Source organism: Janthinobacterium lividum, assembly GCF_034424625.1.
Taxonomy (GTDB): Bacteria; Pseudomonadota; Gammaproteobacteria; order Burkholderiales; family Burkholderiaceae_D; genus Janthinobacterium; species Janthinobacterium lividum.
In genome coordinates, this window is record NZ_CP139976.1 from 5801603 (window position 1) to 5821099 (window position 19497).

The window sequence follows — 19497 nt, forward strand, 5'->3', positions numbered from 1 at the left end:
GCGGCATGGACAACGGACAGCGCAGCCTGTGGGCAATCCTGGGCACGGAGCCGACGGGCGACGAGCGCACCCTCAAGCGCGCGTATGCGAAGCGTCTGAAGGTGACGCGTCCCGAAGACGATCCGGCCGCCTTCCAGGAACTGCGCGAAGCGTATGAATACGCGCTGCGCCATGCGCACCTGTTTGCCGAGGAATTGCCGGAACCGCCAGCGGCCGAAGCGGAAGCGCCAGAAGCACCGCCGATGGAACCGGCCGACTTGTGGGGCGTCATCGACGAACCCGCGCAGGAGCCGCCCGCAGAACTGTGGGGCGTCATAGCCCAGGAGCAGACGCCGCCGCCAGAACAATGGGGCGTGGTCGCCATCGATCCGGCGCAGGAAGCGGACAACCTGTGGCAGGGCTGCCTGGCGCTGACGCGGCACGCGGATGCCGGCGAGGTGCTGGCCCGCATCCTGCAGGACGACGCCATGCTGAATCTCGACGTGCGCGAGGAATTCGATCTGTGCGCGCTGCGCTATTGCGCCAGCGCCGGCTATACGCTGCCGCTGCGCCAGGCCCTGTTCGAACAGCTGGGCTGGGACCACGATTTTTCCTACCTGGCGCGCAGCCATGCGGACCTGGTGCGCGGCGCCGTGCAGCGCTACCGGGCCGACCGCTCGTTTGCCCATTTCAGCGACAACCGCGACAGCTATCCCGGCCTGGACTGCATCATGTCGCAGCAGGCACCAAGCGCCTACGCGCGCCAGCTGTTCGATCAAAAATTCAACCTGCAGCTGCGCGAACTGCTGCACGCGATACGCTGGCAGCACGGCGAAATGCTGGCTTACAAGCTCGATACGGACCTGTTCGAGCAATGGGAACAGGCCGTCCATGCCAAGCGCTACTTCAAGCAGACGGCGCTGGCCTCGGGCGGCCTGGGTTTCGTGCTGCACTTCATGCTCGCTGGCGTGCTCGATGCGGCCGGCTTCAAGCTCGGCGACACGGCCGCCTATGCCAGCCTGCTGGGCTTCCAGGCGCTCGCCTTTGCCCTGCTGGCCATGCATGCCTTGCGCTGGCCGGCGCCCCTGTTCGCGCGGTTCGACACGCTGCAGGAACGCCTGCCCACGCTGTGGCTGCGGCCCGGCTTGCGGCAACTGGGCTGGATCGTGCCCTACCTCGTGCTGGCGCTGCTGCTGTTCCTGCCCGAACGCAGCGAGACCATGCGCCTCGTTACCGCGGCCGGCTTGTGCGCGTCGGCCCTGCTCGCGTACGCGATGAACCGCCAACTGCTGCATGGCATGCTGCTGCTCCTGTGCCTCGGCCTGTCGCTGTTCGCCGCCATGTTCATGAGCGGCAAAGGCCCTGCGGCGCTGGCCATCGGCGAGGCCATGCCATTGATATTCTGCCTGGCGGCGCTGGCCCTGCGCAGCGCCACCGGCCTGTATGGCGATTGCGGCTTCCCCGAGGCGCTCTTGCCCCGCCTGCGCGCGGCATGGCTGATCGGCTGCGCGGGCTTGCTGTCGCTACTGTATGTGCAACAGCTGCCGGCCGCCCTTGTCGGCGCCGCGCTGTATGCCTGGTCGTGCTCCGGCTTGCTGTTTTCGCCCACCGATTTCAAATGGAAGACGATCTGGCCGGTGGTGCTGGTGCCTTCGCTCGCCAGCTTCGTGCTGGCCGGCCACGCCCCGGCCATCCGCGCCATGCCGATGATGCATAACAGTGTCGAGCTGGCCCTGGCCGTGCTGTATCTGACCTTGCGCTACATGTATCTGACGTATGGCAAGTCTTTTTCCAAACCTGGGCTGTCATAATCAGCCCCACGAATTCAACCGCAACCACTTAACACCGAAACAAGCGCCATGTCCACACAAACCAATTTATTTGACGATGCCCAGCCTGAGCCGATCGAGCCGGATGAACCGGTATTCGACGGCGAAGCGCTGACCCTGTCCACCTTTGCCGAGCGCGCCTATCTCGATTACGCCATCTCGGTCGTCAAGGGCCGCGCCCTGCCCGACGTGTGCGACGGCCAGAAGCCCGTGCAGCGCCGCATCCTGTATGCGATGAACGAGCTGGGACTCAATTCCACGGCGAAGCCCCGCAAATCGGCGGCCGTGGTCGGCGACGTGCTGGGTAAATTGCATCCGCACGGCGACCAGTCCGTGTACGACGCGCTGGTGCGCATGGCGCAGGATTTTTCCTTGCGCTATCCGCTGATCGATGGCCAGGGCAATTTCGGCTCGCGCGATGGCGATGGCGCCGCAGCCATGCGTTACACGGAAGCGCGCCTGACGCCGATCGCCAAGCTGCTGATGGATGAAATCGGCATGGGCACGGTGGACTTCCAGCCCAACTACGACGGTTCGACGGAAGAACCGAAGCTGCTGCCGGCGCGCCTGCCGATGGTGCTGCTCAACGGCGCCTCCGGCATCGCCGTGGGCCTGGCGACGGAAATCCCGTCGCACAACCTGGCGGAAGTGGCGAAAGCGGCTGTCGCCATGATCCGCGATCCGAAGATGACGCACGCCGAGCTGATGGCCATCATTCCCGGCCCCGACTTCCCCGGCGGCGGCCAGATCATCACCCCGCCATCGCAGATCCAGGACATGTACGCGAGCGGCCGTGGCAGCATGAAGGTGCGTGCGCGCTGGAAGATCGAGGAACTGGCGCGCGGCCAGTGGCAAGCCGTCGTGACGGAACTGCCGCCCGGCACCTCGTCGCAGAAGGTGCTGGAAGAAATCGAGGAACTGACGAATCCGAAGATCAAGCTGGGCAAGAAGGCGCTGTCGCCGGACCAGGTGGCCCTGAAGGCGCTGATCCTCAATTCGCTCGACACCATCCGCGACGAATCTGGCCGCGCCGCGCCCGTGCGCCTCGTGTTCGAGCCGAAATCGAAGAACCAGGACCAGACGGAATTCATGCTGATGCTGCTGGCGCACACCTCGCTGGAATCGTCGACCTCGATCAACCTGGTGATGATCGGCGGCGATGGCCGTCCGCGCCAGAAAGGCCTGGGCGACATCCTGCGCGAGTGGATCGACTTCCGCTTCGAGACCGTCACGCGCCGCACCGGCTACAAACTGGGCAAGGTCAAGGACCGCATCCATATCCTGGAAGGGCGCGAAGCGATCCTGCTCAATATCGACAAGGTGATCCAGATCATCCGCAATTCGGATGAACCGAAGGCGGCCCTGATCGAAGCGTTCAAGCTGTCCGAACGCCAGGCCGACGACATCCTGGAAATCCGCTTGCGCCAGCTGGCGCGCCTGGAGACGATCAAGATCCAGCAGGAACTGGCCGAGCTGCGCAAGGAAGAAAAGTCGCTGCAAGACCTGCTCGACAATCCGGGGTCGATGAAGCGCGCCATCATCCGCGAAATCGAAGCGGACGCCAAGCAGTTCGGCGATGCGCGCCGCACCCTGATCGAGGAAGCGCAGAAAGCCGTGGCGGAACAGAAGGTGGTCGATGAACCGGTCACCGTCATCATCTCGGAAAAAGGCTGGGTGCGCGCGCGTACCGGCATCGGCCACGATGCGGCGCAGTTCACGTTCAAGGCGGGAGACTCCCTGCATGGCGCCTTCGAGTGCCGCACGGTCGACACCCTGCTGGGCTTTGGCAACAACGGCAAGATTTACTCGGTTCCCGTCTCCGCGCTGCCCAACGCGCGCGGCGATGGCGTGCCGATCACGACCTTGTGCGACCTGAGCGGCGGCACGCCCGGTAACGCCGTGCGCATCCTCCATTACTTTGCGGGCAATGGCGCCACCAATTTGCTGCTGGCGTCGAGCGCAGGCTACGGCTTCATCGCCAAGGCGGGCGACATGACGAGCCGCCTGAAAGGCGGCAAGGCCTTCATCACCCTGGACGATGGCGACGTGCCTTTGGCGCCGAAAGTCATCCCCGAGGCGGCCAGCGCCCTGGCCTGCCTGACGGAAGGCGCACGCCTGCTGGTGTTCGGCCTCGATGAAATGAAAACGCTGTCCAAGGGCGGCACCGGCGTCAAGCTGATCGACCTCGATGCGAAAGACAAGCTGCTTGCCGTGCAGCCTATCACCCAGCGCGGCGTGGTGGTCTCGGGCATCGGCAGGGCTTCGAAACCGCAGGATGCATCGCTGGGCGCCACGGCCCTGGCCGAACACTTCGGCAAGCGCGCCAAGAAAGGCAAGGCGCTGGCGGCCAAGCTGAAACCGGTCTCCATGGCGGCCATCGGCTGATCGGCACCCGGCCATACGAAAAGACAGGTTCGCCTGTCTTTTTTTTCGCCCAGCGCCGCGCAGCGGCACAGGAAAAAATAGTTTCACAGATAATTTGACAGATATGTCCCGCGTTCCCGTTATCCCTGCAGGCATGCCACCGGCACGCCGCCCAGCGACAGGAGAACAGCGATGACAAACAAGGTTTCAGGCAGGCTGCCATGCAGCGCCTGACCCCAGCCGAACGGCTGGTGGCGGCCATGGCGGCCGAAGGATTGCCGTATAAAAGCATCGCCAGGGAACTGGGCAAGTCGCCGGCCACCGTGCGCAACCAGCTGCATGCGATTTACCAGAAACTGGGCGTGGGTAACCGCACGGCGCTCGCGCACAAGCTCCGGGGTCATCCTTGACGCCGCGACAGGCGCAGCATTTCAGGCGTCGCTTCGACGATGTCGATCACGTCCTGCGTCCCGCCAGCATCGCCCAGCGCATAGCGGCCCATGCCCACGGGTACCAGCCGGGTCACGGGACCGGCGCGGGGGCGGTCATCGGGGCCGGGCGCCATGGACGTCAATGTCGCCTCCCCTTGCGCCGTGGCGCCGGCGGGCGCGCCGAACTCGAGCACCTTGCGCCCCTTGCGGCTGGGAGGAAAGACGAACGTGGCCGTGGGCCGGTACACCTCGATACCGTCTGCATCCTCCTCGAAGGAATGCGTCCAGCTGCCGCTGGGCAGTGCCGTTGTCATGCCGTGCATGCCGCCTCCCGTGTCAACCATGGATGTCAGAAACACGATACCACGCCGCCCAGGCTTTCAAAGCCGCTCACGGAAGGCGACCAGGCCGTGCCGTTCCACGCCTTGTGGAACAGAGCGCCATTCGTGCCCGTGACAAAGACGTCGAGGCGGTTCGGCGCCCAGGCCGTGGCGCGCGGACGCGAGGTGCATATGCCGCCCAGGCTTTCAAAGCCCGTCACGGATGGCGACCAGGCGGATCCATTCCACGCCTTGTGATACAGGGCGCTGTCCGTGCCGATGACGAACAGGTCAAGCCGGTTGGCCCCCCACGACACGGCTTCCACCTCGCCCACGCAGATGCCGCCCAGGCGCTCGAAGCCATCGTTGGAAGGCCCCCATTTCGCGCCATCCCACCACTTGTGGTACAGGGCGCCATCGGTGCCCGTGACGAAGACGTCGAGGCGGTTCGGCCCCCACGCCACGGCCTTCGGCGACGAGGTGCAGATGCCGCCCAGGCGTTCATAGCCCGTCAGCGACGGTCCCCAGGCCGTGCCGTTCCACCACTTGTGGTACAGGGCCCGGTCCGTGCCGACGACGAAGACATCGAGGCGGTTCGGCCCCCACGCCACGGCTTCCGGCTGGCCCAGGCAAATGCCGCCCATGGCTTCGTAACCCGTCAAGGACGGCCCCCAGGCGGCTCCGTTCCACCACTTGTGATACAGGCCGCGGTCCGTGCCGACGACAAACACGTCGAGGCGGTTCGGTCCCCAGGCCACGGCGCGCGGGTCGCCCACGCACAAGCCGCCCATCGCTTCATAGCCGGTCAGCGACGGCCCCCAGGCCGTGCCATTCCACCACTTGTGGAACAAGCCGCTGTCGGTGCCCGTGACGAACACGTCGAGCCGGTTCGGTCCCCACGACACCACCTGCGGGGCACTGGTGCAAATGCCGCCCTGCCCTTCATAGCCGGTGACGGACGGCGCCCAGGCCGTGCCATTCCATGCCTTGTGGTAGAGCGCGCGGTCCGTGCCCAGCACGAACACGTCGAGGCGGGTCGCGCCCCAGGCCACGACGGGAGACGAGCTCTGGCGCGGCGTGGCGCCTGCGCCTGTGCCGCCCGTGCCGATGCTGGCGCGCGGGCCATCGAGACAGGCCTGCATGCGCGCCACCTGTCCCGCCGTGAACATGAACATGGCGGGATCGTCGACGTAATCCATATAGTTCATGAACATGTCGCCATTCGGCCCGTTGCTGCAGGACACCTGCGGAAACGAGGGCTGGCCCGTGTTCGGCCCGCCCTGGTTGGGCGTGTCGGCCACGTTGTCCGTGCCCGAACACCCGGTACCGTCGTCGCCCCAGATATGGTTCAGATTCAGCCAATGGCCGATTTCATGCGTGGCCGTGCGCCCCAGGTGGAACGGCGGCGCCGCCGTGCCGGTCGTGCCAAAGGCCGATTGCAGGATCACCACGCCGTCGGTGGCGGCCGGGCCGCCGGGAAACTGCGCGTAGCCCAGCAAGCCGCCGCCCAGCTGGCACACCCATATATTCAGGTAGCTGTCGGCCGGCCAGGCATCCATGCCGCCCGTCGCCTGCGACTTGACGGCATCGTCCGCGCCAAACGAGGCCGCCGTCGTCTGGCGCCGCTCGATGCCGCTGGTGGCCGCGCCATGCGGATCGGTCGTGGCCAGCGCAAACTCCACGCGCGCATCGGCCGTCAGGGGCAGGAATGGCGCCGGCGTGCTGTTGACATCCGGGTTGACGCGCCGGAAGTCACGATTGAGCACATCGATCTGGCTGGCGATCTGCGCATCCGAAATATTCTGCGCGGCCGTATTCCATACCACGTGCACCACCACAGGTATCTGCGTCACGCCGGAACGTCCGGCAATGCTGCCGTCGCCCTCGTAGAGCCCGGCCAGGTTTTCGATATCGGCGCGCACGTTCGCATACGATGGATCTTCGCTCAGCAGGCGGCGATGCACGTCCATCGTGGCGCAGGTGCGCGTCTGCGGTGTACCGCCGCCCTGTCCACCGTCGCTGCCACCCATGCCACCGCCACCTCCACCATCGCCCCCCATGCCACCGCCAGCCCCAACCTGCATGCAGCTGGTGGCCGCCATGCCCTGCGGTGCCTGCTGCATGCCGCCGCCCGGCATGGCGCCGGCATCCGCGGCGGCCGCACCCTGGGTAAGCGCAGCCTGGTCGGCATACGACATGCCCAGGCGCGGCCCCGGCATGGCGTCGCCGCCCGCCGCATCGGCGCCGGCCTGCATGTCGCCTTCGACCGGCATGGGCTGCATGGCGGACACGGCAGGCGCGCCTTCAGCCGAACCGGTAGCCGGTGTTTTTTTCGTTTTAGCGGTGCTCATGATGTCTCCCTTCGTCTGTTTGCCAATTCACTATGGCACGGCGAAAAGAGGAGCATTTGTGCCAGATCAAGACTGGCAAGCGGTGCAAAAGAAAAGTGACAGACGAAAAAAAGACAGCCGAAGCTGTCTTTTGGGCTTGCAGGCCGTGGCCCGCAAACAGGGAATTACTTGGCGGCGGCGGCCTTGACTTCAGCGTCGGCCTTGGCCTTGGCTTCTTCCGTCTTGGTGGCGGCGATGGCTTTATCGGCGTTCGCTTCCACTTTTTCCTTGGCGACCTTGGCATCCGCTTTCACGGAGGTTTTGCCTGCTTTCGCATCGGCCTTGGCGGCAGCCTTGTCAGCCTTGGCTTGCGCCTTCATCTTGTCTTCCGGATCGGCATCGGCCACTTTGTCGTGGGCCTTGGCCTTGGTTTTATTCGCCTTGTGCTGGGCGTCGGCTTTCTTTTCGTCAGCCTTCATTTCAGCCTTGGCGACATTGGCGTCAGCCTTGGCATCGACTTTGGCTTCCTTGTTGGCAGCCTTGTTGATGTCATGCTGCGCAGACGCCTGGGCGCTGGCAACGGCTGGGGTGACTGGCGACGTTTGCGCGATGGCAGCGGTGGCAAACAGGGTAGCGATCAGGGCGGCGAGTAATTTGTTCATGATGAGACCTTTCAATATGGTTTAATTTTATTCTTACTAAAGGCGGGCAAAATGTTCAAAATTTGCCAGGCATCGCGCTGTTTCTTGATGTAGCGCAATGGCATGACTTCATAGTAAAGATAACTGGCAAACCACACAGTGCGTTAGCGCACTCAACGGAAAATATGTGCAATTCGGCAAATTTCCCATGGAGCGCGGCTGTACGCTTCAGGACCTCATGCGCGCACTGCCAGCGCCGCGTGGCGCGCCGCCACCCACTCCTCGTTGGCCGGCTCCACGCCCACCACGATGCGGCTGGCATCGGTGGAAATACGGCTGGCGTTGCGCGCATTGGCATCCGCATCGAGCACGGGGCCAATAAAGCCCAGCTCGGCACAGATGCGCTGGCGCAGCTCGGCGCTGTGTTCGCCGATACCTGCCGTAAACACCAGCATGTCCAGTCCGCCCAGCACGGCCGTCAGGGCGCCGATCTCGCGCACGATACGGCGGATATACAAGGCCAGCGCGGCGCGGATACGCTCGCCCGTGGCATCCTGCCGGCCCTGCTGCGCCAGCAAGACCGGCGGGTCGGCCGACACGCCGGACACGCCCAGCAAGCCCGACTCGTGGTACAGCACATGCGCCACTTTTTCCAGCGACAGCTTTTCGATCTCCATCAGGTAGATGACGGCGCCCGGATCAAGCGAACCGCAGCGCGTGCCCATCATCAAGCCGTCCAAGGCGGAAAAGCCCATGGTGGTGGCCACGCTGTGCAAATTATCCATGGCGCACAGGCTGGCGCCGCTGCCCAGGTGTGCCACGATGACCTTGCCGCGCGCGGCAGCGCCAAAACGCTGCTCCAGCACCAGCGACTGGTATTCATACGACAGGCCGTGGAAGCCATAGCGGCGCAAGCCCCGTTCCCACGCATCGTACGGCAGTGCCAGCATCTGCTCGACCTGCGGCACCGTGTGGTGGAAGGCCGTGTCGAAGCACGCCACCTGGGCGATATCGGGCCGCGATTCGAGCAGCACCTCGATCGCCTCCAGCGCGAACGGCTGGTGCAGGGGCGCCAGCGGCACAAAACTTTTCAGGTCGGCCAGCACTTTGAAATCGATGCGCACGGGAGTGAAATACTTGCTGCCGCCATGCACCACGCGGTGCGCCACGGCGCGCAGAGGACGCCCGGCCAGCTGCGCCACCACTTGCGCGCGGATGTATTCGAGGGCCGCGTGATGCGGCTGCTCTGCATCGAGCTGCAAGGCGATTGCCGGCAGGCCGCCGGCGCGGTACGTGGCGTTTTCGCGGCCGATGCCTTCGACCTTGCCGCTCCATTGCGCCTGCTGCGGCAGCACGCCGCCCGCTTGCTCGAACAGGGCGAACTTGATGCTCGACGAGCCGCAATTGAGCACCAGTATCAAGGTGCCGTCGGCATGTTGGACTGCTTCGTTCATGGCGGCGTGCTCCGGTAATGGTTGGCCAGCATCACGGCGATGGCGCACGAGGCGATGCGGCTGGCGCGCGAATCGGCGCGGCTGGTCAGGATGACGGGGACTTTCGCGCCCAGCACGATGCCGGCGCTGTCCGCGTCGCCCATGTATTCGAGCTGCTTGGCCAGCATGTTGCCGCTTTCCAGGTCGGGCACCAGCAGGATGTCGGCGCGGCCCGCCACCTCGGAGACGATGCCCTTGACGGTGGCGGCGGCGATCGACACGGCGTTGTCGAAGGCCAGCGGGCCGTCGAGGATCGCCCCCGTGATCTGGCCGCGGTCGGCCATCTTGCACAGGGCGGCCGCGTCCAGGGTGGCCGGCATGTCCGCATTCACCGTTTCCACGGCGGCCAGGATGGCCACGCGCGGGCAGGCCACGCCGATCACGTGCGCCAGGTCGATGGCGTTGCGCACGATGTCGGCCTTCATGGCCAGGTTCGGCGCGATATTGATGGCCGCGTCCGTGATGATGAAGGGACGCGGATACGCAGGCGTCTGCATCAGGAAGCAGTGGCTGATGCGGCGCTTGGTGCGCAGGCCGGCGCTGGCCGACAGCACGGCCGACATCAGCTCATCCGTGTGCAGGCTGCCCTTCATCAGCGCCTCGACTTCCCCTTTCCCCGCCAGTTCGGCGCCGCGCGCGGCGGCGGCATGGCTATGCTCGACGTCTTCGATGGCGATGCCGTCCAGGCTCAGGCCCGCCTCCAGCGCCACCGCCTCCAGGCGCGCGCGCGGCGCCACCAGCACGGGCGTGATCAGGCCTGCCGCGTAGGCGTCGAGCGCGCCGGACAGGCTCAGTTCATCGCAGGGGTGGATCACGGCCACCCTGATCGGACCCAGGGTGCGCGCGTGTTCCAGCAGGCGCCGCGTGCCGTCGCCGTTATGCAGGCGCACTTCGGGCAAGGTGGCGCGCGTCCTTTCGATCTGCTCGGCGGGCGCGATCACCTGCGCCTCGCCATCGAGCACCACGGCGCCGTGCTGGTTGACGCAGCGGCAAGCCAGGGTCACGTGGCGGTTGCGCGGCTCGCGCGCCGTGACGGTGACGCTGATGGCCAGCGTATCGCCCACGCGCACGGGTTGCAGGAAGCGCAGGGTCTGGCCCGTGTAGACGGTGCCGGCACCGGGCAGTCGCGTGCCCAGCACGGCGGAAATGAGGGCCGCGCCCCACATGCCGTGGGCGATCACGCCCTGGTAGCGGGTGGCGGCGGCAAATTCGGTATCGAGGTGCTGCGGGTTGTCATCGCCCGACATCACCGCGAACAGGGCGATATCGTCCATGCTCAGGGTGCGCGTGATGCTGGCTGTGTCGCCGATGGCGATCTGGTCGAAGGTGCGGTTACGCACGATATTCAAATCATCGTCTTGGGTAGTGGTCATCGTGGTCTTCTATACAGGGGTAATGTGTTTGGCCGGCTTGGCTTTTGGCCCGGCAGGGGATGCGCCCGCGTCCGACGGCAACGCCTTCGCTTGCGCCTTGACCGCCCGGTCGAAGACGTCCAGCATCTGCTGCAGGCTCGCCTCCTCGTCCGGCGTCGGCGCTTCGGGCACTTGCAGCACTTGCTGCAGCCACTCGGCCAGCGCGCCGATGTCGTCCGGGTCGGCGCGAGAGAGCAAGGTCGGCAAGGCCGCGATGGCCGCATCGAAATCATGCAGCATCAAGCGCGCCTGCTGGCGCACGATACTGCGGAATTCCTCCATGCCGACATCCTGCCGGTATTGCGGCTTGATCAATTTCAGGGCCAGGTTGACCCTGCGCTCGTCGGCGATCATGCGGAAGCGGTAGATGTAGAACAGCGCGCGCACGGCCGCTTCCACCAGGCCGCCCCGCTGCATGTCCTCGTCCATCTTGCGCGTTTCGCAGCGCACGTATTCGCAATGCTCGGGCGAAATGCCGGGATGGGGGCGCGGCGGCGCCGTATCGCCGATGGCTTGTCCCGTCAGCGCCTGCACCAGCGGCGAGCCGTACACCAGGTCGAAGGTGGTTTCCTGCAGCGTATCGCGCCAGTCGCGCCAGCTGTTCAAGCCGGCCGTGATGGCGCCGGAGATGGCTTCCTGCATGGCCAGCAGCGGGTTGTCGGGCGATACCGGCTGGCGGTGGGCGCGCACTTTTTCCGCCTCCTTGGCCACCAGCCTGGCCAGCGGATTATGGTCCGTCCAGCGCTCGTACGACACGCGCAGCGGATGCGCGAGCTGCAGGAAGCGCGCCGTCTGCGGCGTGACCATGGCGCGCACCCACGGCTGCGCAAACGTGCGATACAGGGCCAGGTTCACTTCGGACACGCGCGCGGCGGCGGCGAATTTGCGGTCGTTTTCCACGCTTGGCTGCACGATGGCGCGCACGTCGTCGATGCCGCGGTGTTCGACCTGCAGCACATAGTCGCCGCTGGCCAGGTCCGCGTTCGGCGTATCGGGCGTCTTGTCGACGATCCTCGCTTCGTAGATGCCGGCCGGCAGCAGGTTGATCAGGTCGATATTGCTGGCAAATTTCTGGTGTTCCTTGTGTCCCACCTTGGCCGAGACGAAAATGCCCAGGTGGCCGATGCTGTCGTGCACGGCATATACGATGGTCTGGTCGTGCATCAGCACATCCTTGTCGTCGCGGTACAGGTCCGTGATCCAGCCCAGCGCCTGCGGCGGCGGCGTGATGTTGTCGCCGTTCGAGCAGAACACGACGATGGGCGAACGGATATTGCGCAAGTCCAGGCGCACGCCGTCGGAGGTAATCAATTCCGCCGTGGCCAGACGGTTGCCGATGAACAGATTATCGACGATGTACTGCATCTCGACGTCGTTGAGGAAGACATGGCCGCCCCAGTATTTTTCAAATTCCAGGTAGCGTGGCGCTTCCGTATCGATGTTCGCATACAGGTTGTACTGCTTGCTCCACAGGGTATTGGCCGGGTTGAGCTTTTCGAAATTCTGCACCAGGCTGGCGCCGTCGAAGCGGCCGTTGCCCAGGTCGCCCGCCAGCGCCGTGGCCCAGCTTCCGCCCATCAGCCCACCCGCGTAGCGCATCGGGTTGCGGCCATGCCAGCCGGCCCAGTAGGACACGGGTGCGCCGGCCACGATGATGGGGCCGAACAATTCCGGACGCATCGCCGCCGTCATGAGGATTTGCCAGCCCGCCTGGCAATTGCCGATGACGACGGGCTTGCCTTCGCTGAGCGGATGCAGGGCGATGACTTTTTCCAGGAAGGCCGCCTCGGCGTGCATCACGTCTTCCACCGTCTGTCCCGGCACGGGATCGGGCAGGAAGCCGATGAAGTAGCACGGGTGGCCGGCGCGCAGGGCCACGCCGATCTCGCTCTCGGCCTTGAAGCCGCCGATGCCGGGACCGTGGCCGGCGCGCGGATCGACGACGACGAATGGCCGCTTCGATGGATCGGGTTCCGGCGCATCGGGCGTCAAGATGCGCGCCAGGCCGTAGTTGACGGGCCGCGCCAGTTCCAGGCCCGACATCACCAGTTCGGCGGGGAAGTCCAGCACGTTCGGCACTTCCTCGGCCATGTGCTCCTGGTACTGGTTGCCGCGCCGGCGCATCACGTCCGCATACAGCACGATGCGCTGCCACGAGTCGCGCGCATAGTCGCCCAGCACGCCCAGCGACGGCAAACCGCCGGTGGAGAAAAATGGTGCAGCTTCGATCTTCATGGCTATCCTTTTCATGCAAAAAACGCCGGACCATTCCGGCGCGGGGGCTACGCCATCTGGCTGATGGTCTTGCGAAAGCGCGCCAGCGCGAAGGTAAACAGGGCCGTGCCGATGGCCAGCAAGGCCAGGAACGGTTTCCACACCACGTCGATGCCGGCACCCCGGTACAGAATCGCCTGGCTCAACTCGACGAAATGCGTGGTCGGGGCGATCAGCATGATGTTCTGCACCAGTTCGGGCATGCTTTCGCGCGGCGTGCTGCCGCCCGACAGCATCTGCAGCGGCAGCAGCACGAGGATCAGGAGCATGCCGAACTGCGGCATGCTGCGCGCCACGGTGGCGAGGAAGATGCCCATCGAGGTGGTGGCAAACAGGTGCAGGGCCGCGCCGCACAGGAACAGCGCGATGGAACCCTCGATGGGCACGTGCAGCATGCCGCGCACCACCAGGTTCAGCGACAGGGCGGCAGCCAGCAGCACCACCAGGCCCATCGACCAGACCTTGCCCAGCATGATCTCGGCCGGCGTCACGGGCATCACCAGCAAATGCTCGATGGTGCCGTGTTCGCGCTCGCGGATCAGGGCCGCGCCCGTGAGAATAATCGACAGCATCGTCACCTGGTTGATGAGCTCCATCAGCGAGCCAAACCAGGCCTGGCTCAGCGACGGATTGAAACGCGCACGCATCACCAGCTCCACGGGCGAGACGGTCGCGCCCCGATAGCGCTTGGCGAACTCGGACACCTCGCCGGCGACGATCTGCTGGATGTAGCCGCTGCCGCTGAAAGCCTGGCTCATGCGCGTGGCATCCACGTTCAGCTGCAATTCCGCCTGGCGCCCGCCCAGCACGTCCGCCTGCAGCTTGGGCGGTATCGTCAGCACGAAGGTGTACTGGCCCGCGTCCAGGCCCGCATCGACCCGGCTCTGGTTGATCATGGCTGGCGGCGTGAACTGCGGCGGGAAGAAGGCCGAGGCGATGCGCCCGGACAGGGGCGAGCCATCCTCGTCGACGATGGCGATCGACGCCATGTGCAGGGTTTCCGGCTTGGCCGTGGCGGCCACGTAGATCGCCAACGTAAACGTGTAGAGGATCAGGATCAGCATCATCGGGTCGCGGATCAGGCTCCAGATTTCCTTCACGCCCAGGCGGTAGATATTTTCAAGATGCCGCATATCAGCTCTCCTGTTTCTTCAGCAGCGCCACCGTCACGCCGAGGATCACGGGAATGGCGACGATCAGGGGCCAGAACGAGGCGTGCAGATCGCCAAAGCCCAGCGCCTTGTTGAACACGCCCCTGCTGATATTGAGCATGTGCGTGGCCGGGTACATCAGGCCGATGGCCTTGCCCACGCCTTCCATCGACGAGACGGGATTGAGCAGGCCGGAAAACTGGATGGCCGGGATCATGGTGCCGATCATGGTCACGAACAGGGCCGCGATCTGGCTGCGCGTAAACGTCGAAGCGAACAGGCCGATGCCGGTGGCGCAGATATTGAAGATGAAGGTGGCGCCGATCAGGGTCGGCAAGCTGCCCTTGATCGGCACGCCAAAGGCGGTGACGGCCAGCAGCGCCATGAGGACAAAGTTGAACATGGCCAGCACGACGTACGGCACCTGCTTGCCGAGCAAGAATTCCAGGCGCGTCACGGGCGTCACGTACAGGTTGATGATGGAGCCCAGTTCCTTTTCGCGCACCACGGACAGCGCCGCCAGCATGGCCGGCAGCATCAGCAGCAGCAGGGGAATCACGGCCGGCACCATGGCCGGCAGGCTTTTCACGTCCGGGTTGTAGCGGTAGCGCGTCTGGATGGCGACGGGGTTGTTCATGGTGATGCCATAGCGGTGCAAGGCCTGGTCGGCCAGCCACAACTGGTGCATGCCCTGCACGTAGCCCTGCACGGTTTCGGCGCGCATCGGCATGGCGCCGTCGATCCACGCGCCCACCTGTGCCGGTGCGCCGCGCTGCACGTCGCGCGCGAAGCCGGGCGGGATCTCGATGGCCAGCGACAATTCTCCGCTGCGCATGCGCTTGTCGATATCCGCATAGTCGCGCAGAGGCGGACGTTCGACGAAGTAGCGCGAACCGGCCAGGTTGTTCGTGTAATTCTGGCTCAAGGTGGTCTGGTCGTGGTCAAGCACCGCATAACTGAGATCTTCGACATCCAGGCTGATGCCGAAGCCGATGACGAACAGCAGCAACACGGAGCCGCCCAGCGCCAGGGTCAGGCGCACGGGGTCGCGTCGCAGTTCCAGTGTCTCGCGCCACATGTAGCTGAGCATGCGGCTCAGGCTGAAACGGCTGCGCCGGTGTTCCTGCTGCGGTGCGGCCACTTCAGCCTTCTGCGCGGGCACCTCGCTTTCCTGCTCCGCCGGCGCCGTGCCGCCGCCCGCCTCTTCCAGGTAAGCGATGAAAGCCGCTTCCAGCGACGGCGCGCCCTTCTTGCGCACCAGTTCGGCCGGCGCATCGCTGACCAGCACTTTACCGGCATGCATCAGCGAGATGCGGTCGCAGCGCTCGGCCTCGTTCATGAAGTGGGTGGAAATGAAAATGGTGACGCGGTCGCGCCGCGCCAGCTCGATCATCAGGCGCCAGAAATTGTCGCGCGCAATCGGATCGACGCCGGACGTCGGTTCGTCGAGGATCAGCATTTCCGGCTTGTGCACCATGGCCACGGCCAGCGACAGGCGCTGGCGTATGCCCAGCGGCAGGCTGTCGGGCAAGTCGTCCATCACCGCGCGCAAGTCGAAGCGCTGCGCCATTTCGTCGATGCGCGCCCCTATCTCGCCGTCGGGCACGTGGAACAGGCGCGCATGCAGCACCAGGTTCTGGCGCACCGTCAGCTCGCTGTACAGAGAGAAGGCCTGCGACATGTAGCCGACCCTGCGGCGCGTGTCGATATCGCTGGAGTCGACCTCCTTGCCGAACAGCCAGGCCTTGCCTTCGGTGGCCGGCAGCAGGCCCGTGAGCATCTTCATGGTGGTCGACTTGCCGCAGCCGTTCGAGCCGAGAAAACCAAAGATCTCGCCGCGGCCGATGCGGAAATTCACATGGTCGACAGCCGTAAAATCGCCAAAGCGCATGGTCAGGTCTTGCGCCTCGATGGCCACGTCCTGCGCGCTGGCAGCGTCCAGAGGCGTGATGACCACGGGCTGGTGGCCCGCGCGCTTGGCTTCCGGCAGCAGTTTGATGAAGGCCGCTTCCAGATTGCTGCTGTCCGTGCGCGCCAGCAGTTCGGCCGGCGTGCCCGTGTCGAGCACTTTGCCGTCGTCAATGGCGACGAGCCAATCGAAGCGCTGCGCCTCGTCCATGTAGGCGGTGGCCACCATCACGCTCATTTGCGGGCGCTGCACGCGGATGCCGGCGATCAAGTCCCAGAACTGGGCCCGCGCCAGCGGATCGACGCCGGTGGTGGGCTCATCGAGAATGAGCAGGTCGGGATCGTGGATCAGCGCACAGCACAGGCCCAGCTTCTGCTTCATGCCGCCCGACAGCTTGCCGGCCGGACGCGCCAGGAAGGGCTGCAAGCCCGTGCTGCGGGTCAGCTGGTCGATGCGGCGGCGGCGTTCGGCCGCGTCGTGGCCGAACAGGCGCGCGAAAAACTGCAGGTTTTCCTCGACCGACAGGGTCGGATACAGATTCTTGCCCAGGCCTTGCGGCATGTAGGCGATACGCGGGCAGACGTCGTCGCGGTGGCGCGCATCGCGCATGTCGCCGCCCAGCGCCATGACGCTGCCTTCCTGTACCGCGCGCGCTCCGGCCACCAGCGACAGCAGGCTCGATTTGCCCACGCCATCGGGCCCGATCAGGCCCACCATGCGGCCGACCGGCACATCGAGGTCGATGCCGTCGAGCGCCACCGTCTTGCCGTAATGCTGGCTGACGCCCCGGATGCTGACGACGAAATTGTTCACGTCCATGGTCACTGCGGGACCTTCGCCGTCAGTTCAGCGGGCCATGCCTGCTTCGCATCGAGGCGCACCCAGGCCACGCCGGGCAAGCCCACTTTCACCAGCGCCAGGTGCTTTTGCAGCAGCTCGCGGCTGATCTGCGCTTTCACGCGGAACATCAGTTTCTGGCGTTCGCTGGCCGTTTCCACCGTCTTCGGCGTGAACTGCGCGCTGGCGGCGACAAACGAGATCGTTGCCGGAATCACGTAATTGGGCGCCGCGTCGAGGATGATGCGCACTTCGCCGCCCATGGCCACCTTGCCGGCCGCCGTCTCGGGCAGGAAGAAGGTCATGTAGACGTCCGACAGGTCGACCAGGTTGAGCACCTTGCCGCCGCCCGCCAGCACTTCGCCCTGCTGCGCCACCAGGTATTGCACGCGGCCGTCGCGCGGCGCCGTCAGCTGGCCATCGGCCAGGTCGGAATCGATGCGCGCCGTGGTCGCCTCGGCCGCAACGACGGCGGAACGTGAACCGACCACCTGCGCCCGGGCCGCGTCGATGGCCGCCTGCGCCGCCGTCACCTGCGCCTTGGCCGCATTCAGGGCGGCGGCCACGCTGCGCACGCGGGCGCGGTCGTCGTCGAGTTCCTGCACCGAGGAGGCACCCTCTTTCGACAGGGTTTCGGAACGGGCCAGACGGCGCTTCGCCGCATCGAGTTCGCTTTCGCGCTGCGCCACGATGGCCAGCGCGGCGGCCTTGTCGCTCTCGCGCACGGCCACTTGCGCCTGCGCGCCGACCACGGCGTCGGACGCCTGCTGCTGGCGCGCGCGCGCCTCGTCGCGCTGGGCCGTCAGCGAATCGACCTGCATGGTGGCCAGCGGCTGGCCCGCCTTGACGAAGTCGCCCTCGCGCAAGAGGATCTCCTTGACCCTTCCCGCCAGTTTGGTGGCGACGTCGATTTCCGTCGCTTCGATGCGGCCATTGCCGCTGACAAAGCCTTCGCCAGGGCCCGTGGGACGCATTTTTTGCCAGGCCACATAGCCCAGCACGAGAACGGCCACGACCAGCGCCGCGGGGATGAGTTTTTTCTTCAGTTGTGGAGTCATGGTATCGGGGCGATCAAATTAGTGGGTGGAAGCGGCGGCGGAAGTGGCTGGCGCGCCACCGCCCAGCGCCGCATACAGGCTGACCTGACTGGACAGCAGCGCGCGGCGCGTCTGCACCAGCTGCTGCTCGACCGTCAGCAAGTCGCGCTGTGCATCGAGCACTTCCAGGTAGGGGGCTGCGCCATTGTCGTAGCGCAGCTTGGCCAGGCGCGCCCGTTCGCTCTGCGCGGCCAAAGTCGTCTTGCCGATGTCGACCTGCAGCGCCAGCCAGCGCCGGTTCGACAGCGCGTCGGCCACTTCGCGGAAGGCGCCCTGCACGCTCTTTTCATAATTGGCCACGGCCACGTCGCGGCGCACTTCGGCCAGGTCCATATTGGCGCGGATACGGCCCGCGTCAAAGATCGGCAACACCAGGCGCGGCGCAAAATTCCACGCGCCGCTGCCCGAATCGAACAAGCCGCTCAATTCCGCGCTGGCCGTGCCGTAGGCCGCCGTCAGCGAAATCGTCGGGAAGAAGGCGGCGCGCGCGGCGCCGATATTGGCTTGCGCGGCGCGCAGCTGGTGTTCGGCCGCGATCAGGTCGGGGCGCTGCGTGAGCAAAGCCGAGGGCAGGCCCGCATGCAGCGGCTGCAGCACGCTGGCGTCGTCGAAGCGGCGCACCTCGCCAGCCACCGGCGCCAGGTCGACGGGGCCGCCCACCAATTGGGCCAGCGCGTGCGCCTGCACGGCGCGCGCCTGTTCCAGCTGCGCCGACAGGGACAAGGCCTGGCTGAGCAAGGTTTCCACCTGCGTCAGGTCCAGCTTGGAAATCGCCCCCACCTCGAAGCGGCGCGTGAAGATGCGCAGCGATTCGGCGCGGCTGTCGACCGTGGCGCGCGCCAGTTCCACCCGTTCATCGAGTTCGCGCAAGCCCAGGTAGCCATTCGCCACCTGCGCCACCAGGGCCACGCCGACGGCGCGGCGCGCCTCGTCGCTGGCCAGCAGGGTTTGCAGCGCGCTGTCCTGCAGGCTGCGCACGCGGCCCCAGAAATCGAGCTCCCAGGCACTCACGTTCAAGCCCGCCTGGTACTGCGCGCTCGTCATGGGGCGGCCCGTCACGCTCAGGTCACCTGGCACGCGCGCGCGGCTGCCGGAGGCGCCCAGCGCAATGGTGGGAAATTGTTCGGCGCGCTGGATGCCATACGCGGCGCGCGCCTCTTCCACGCGCAGGGCGGCGATGCGGATGTCGCGGTTGCTGGCCAGCGCCTGCGCAATCAGCGCCTGCAGGCGCGGGTCGGCAAAGTAGGCTTGCCAGGCGACGTCGGGGGCGTGCGCGCCGGCCGGATCGGTTTCCGGATATTGCGCCGCCACCGGCAGCGGCGGTGGCGCGTACGGCGGCGCCATCGAGGCGCAGCCGGCCAAGGCCAGCATGGTGGCCAGCGCGGCCATCCTGGCGCGGTTGGGCAAAGTAGAAACAGCCATGGTCATCT

13 protein-coding genes are annotated in these 19497 nt (G+C 65.9%); 3 read left to right on the forward strand and 10 right to left on the reverse strand.

The window, feature by feature from the left end:
- Positions 1-5: 5 nt before the first annotated feature.
- The 3 genes from U0004_RS26220 (at position 6) to U0004_RS26230 (ending at position 4582) form a co-directional block, all read left to right on the forward strand.
- Complete coding sequence (locus tag U0004_RS26220; RefSeq protein ID WP_139144130.1) at positions 6-1790, forward strand: J domain-containing protein; 1785 nt, start codon at positions 6-8, stop codon at positions 1788-1790.
- Positions 1791-1838: 48 nt separating this feature from the next.
- Positions 1839-4193, forward strand: a complete 2355-nt coding sequence (parC, locus tag U0004_RS26225) for a DNA topoisomerase IV subunit A (RefSeq protein ID WP_034780316.1) — start codon at positions 1839-1841, stop codon at positions 4191-4193.
- 200 nt (positions 4194-4393) lie between these two features.
- Positions 4394-4582 (forward strand): helix-turn-helix domain-containing protein, encoded by a 189-nt coding sequence (locus tag U0004_RS26230; protein WP_034780317.1) that lies wholly within the window; start codon positions 4394-4396, stop codon positions 4580-4582.
- Here the strand turns inward: U0004_RS26230 and U0004_RS26235 are convergent.
- The 10 genes from U0004_RS26235 to U0004_RS26280 form a co-directional block, all read right to left on the reverse strand.
- Positions 4573-4926 (reverse strand): hypothetical protein, encoded by a 354-nt coding sequence (locus tag U0004_RS26235; protein ID WP_139144131.1) that lies wholly within the window; start codon positions 4924-4926, stop codon positions 4573-4575. The genes U0004_RS26230 and U0004_RS26235 overlap by 10 nt on opposite strands.
- A 26-nt stretch (positions 4927-4952) precedes the next feature.
- Positions 4953-7274: a M43 family zinc metalloprotease gene (locus U0004_RS26240; RefSeq protein ID WP_217495237.1), complete on the reverse strand. Its 2322-nt coding sequence runs from the start codon at positions 7272-7274 to the stop codon at positions 4953-4955.
- A gap of 164 nt (positions 7275-7438) precedes the next feature.
- Positions 7439-7915 (reverse strand): hypothetical protein, encoded by a 477-nt coding sequence (locus U0004_RS26245; protein WP_034780321.1) that lies wholly within the window; start codon positions 7913-7915, stop codon positions 7439-7441.
- A 215-nt stretch (positions 7916-8130) separates the two neighbouring features.
- Positions 8131-9348 carry an acetate/propionate family kinase gene (locus tag U0004_RS26250; protein ID WP_070256060.1) on the reverse strand — a complete coding sequence of 406 codons (1218 nt, stop codon included), beginning with the start codon at positions 9346-9348 and terminating at the stop codon, positions 8131-8133.
- Positions 9345-10760, reverse strand: coding sequence for a bifunctional enoyl-CoA hydratase/phosphate acetyltransferase (locus U0004_RS26255; RefSeq protein ID WP_070256063.1), 1416 nt, complete (start codon positions 10758-10760; stop codon positions 9345-9347). Before U0004_RS26255 ends, U0004_RS26250 begins: the two co-directional genes overlap by 4 nt.
- A gap of 9 nt (positions 10761-10769) precedes the next feature.
- A complete protein-coding gene (locus tag U0004_RS26260; protein WP_070256066.1) occupies positions 10770-13034 on the reverse strand; it encodes a DUF3141 domain-containing protein in 2265 nt (754 codons plus the stop codon).
- Between the two features lie 47 nt (positions 13035-13081).
- Positions 13082-14206, reverse strand: coding sequence for an ABC transporter permease (locus tag U0004_RS26265; RefSeq protein ID WP_070256069.1), 1125 nt, complete (start codon positions 14204-14206; stop codon positions 13082-13084).
- Position 14207: 1 nt separating this feature from the next.
- A complete protein-coding gene (rbbA, locus tag U0004_RS26270) occupies positions 14208-16952 on the reverse strand; it encodes a ribosome-associated ATPase/putative transporter RbbA (protein ID WP_070256072.1) in 2745 nt (914 codons plus the stop codon).
- A 2-nt stretch (positions 16953-16954) separates the two neighbouring features.
- Positions 16955-18028 carry an HlyD family secretion protein gene (locus U0004_RS26275; protein ID WP_070256075.1) on the reverse strand — a complete coding sequence of 358 codons (1074 nt, stop codon included), beginning with the start codon at positions 18026-18028 and terminating at the stop codon, positions 16955-16957.
- Between the two features lie 18 nt (positions 18029-18046).
- On the reverse strand, positions 18047-19495 hold the full coding sequence (locus U0004_RS26280; protein WP_070256078.1) for an efflux transporter outer membrane subunit: 1449 nt from the start codon (positions 19493-19495) through the stop codon (positions 18047-18049).
- Positions 19496-19497: the final 2 nt, after the last annotated feature.